General features: G+C 67.0%; 1 protein-coding gene. It reads left to right on the top strand.

What is annotated here, in order from left to right; all coding sequences use genetic code 11:
- Positions 1-101 precede the first annotated feature (101 nt).
- On the top strand, positions 102-1,530 hold a 1,429-nt coding region (pyrG, locus tag A5698_RS21490; protein WP_068300848.1), incomplete at its 3' end, for a CTP synthase.

The following is a 1,530-nucleotide window of genomic DNA, read 5'->3' as shown; positions in this document are numbered from 1 at the left end:
CGGCCTCGGTGTTAGGGTGGGGTTCCGTGGGTCGGCAGGCCCCAAACTAGGAATCAGCCTAGGAACGTAAGCCCTGCCCGTCGTCACGGAGGTGCCTTTCAGTGAAACCCTTACGCAAGCACCCCCAGACGGCCACCAAGCACCTCTTCGTCACCGGCGGCGTCGTCTCCTCGCTCGGCAAGGGGCTCACCGCGTCGAGCCTCGGCCAGCTGCTGACCGCGCGCGGCCTGCAGGTCACGATGCAGAAGCTCGACCCCTACCTCAACGTCGACCCGGGCACCATGAACCCGTTCCAGCACGGTGAGGTGTTCGTCACCGAGGACGGCGCCGAGACCGACCTCGACGTCGGGCACTATGAGCGCTTCCTGGACCGCAACCTGTCCGGATCGGCGAACGTCACGACGGGACAGGTGTATTCGTCGGTCATCGCCAAGGAACGCCGCGGCGAGTACCTCGGCGACACCGTTCAAGTCATTCCGCACATCACCGACGAGATCAAGGCCCGCATCCTCGAGATGGCCGCGCCGGACGTCGACGGTCGCCGCCCCGATGTGGTGATCACCGAGATCGGCGGCACGGTCGGGGACATCGAATCGCTGCCGTTCCTGGAGGCCGCGCGGCAGGTCCGTCACGAGGTGGGCCGCGAGAACTGTTTCTTCCTGCACTGCTCGCTGGTGCCGTTCATGGCGCCGTCGGGGGAGCTGAAGACCAAACCGACGCAGCATTCGGTGGCCGCGCTGCGCAGCATCGGTATCACCCCGGACGCGCTGATCCTGCGGTGCGATCGTGATGTGCCCGAACCGCTGAAGAACAAGATCGCGCTGATGTGCGACGTCGACATCGACGGGGTCATCTCCACCCCCGACGCGCCCTCGATCTACGACATTCCCAAGGTTTTACACCGCGAGGAACTCGACGCGTACGTGGTGCGTCGGCTGAATCTGCCGTTCCGCGACGTCGACTGGACGCAGTGGAACGACCTGCTTCAGCGCGTGCACGAGCCGCACGAGACGGTGCGAATTGCGTTGGTGGGCAAGTACATCGACTTGTCGGATGCCTACCTGTCGGTAGCCGAGGCGCTGCGGGCGGGCGGGTTCGCGCACCGGGCGAAGGTCGAGATGCGCTGGGTGGCCTCCGACGACTGCGAGGTCGACGGCGACGCGGCCGCTGCGCTGGCCGACGTGCACGGCGTACTCATTCCGGGCGGCTTCGGCATCCGCGGCATCGAGGGCAAGATCGGCGCGATCCAGTACGCCCGCAAGCGGGGCCTGCCCGTGTTGGGGCTGTGCCTGGGCCTGCAGTGCATCGTGATCGAGGCGGCCCGTTCGGTCGGCATCGCCGAGGCCAACTCCGCGGAGTTCGATCCGACCACCCCGCACCCGGTGATCTCCACCATGGCCGATCAGCGCGACGCCGTCGCCGGGGAGGCCGATCTCGGTGGCACGATGCGGCTGGGCGCGTATCCCGCTGTGCTGGAAGCAGGTTCGATTGTCGCCGAGGCTTACGACTCCACCGAGGTGTCGGAGCGGC

This window comes from Mycobacterium sp. E136 (genome assembly GCF_001666865.1).
In the GTDB taxonomy this organism is placed as follows: Bacteria; Actinomycetota; Actinomycetes; order Mycobacteriales; family Mycobacteriaceae; genus Mycobacterium.
Note: the sequence above shows the minus strand (reverse complement) of the source record. Positions and strands in the feature narration are given on the sequence as shown.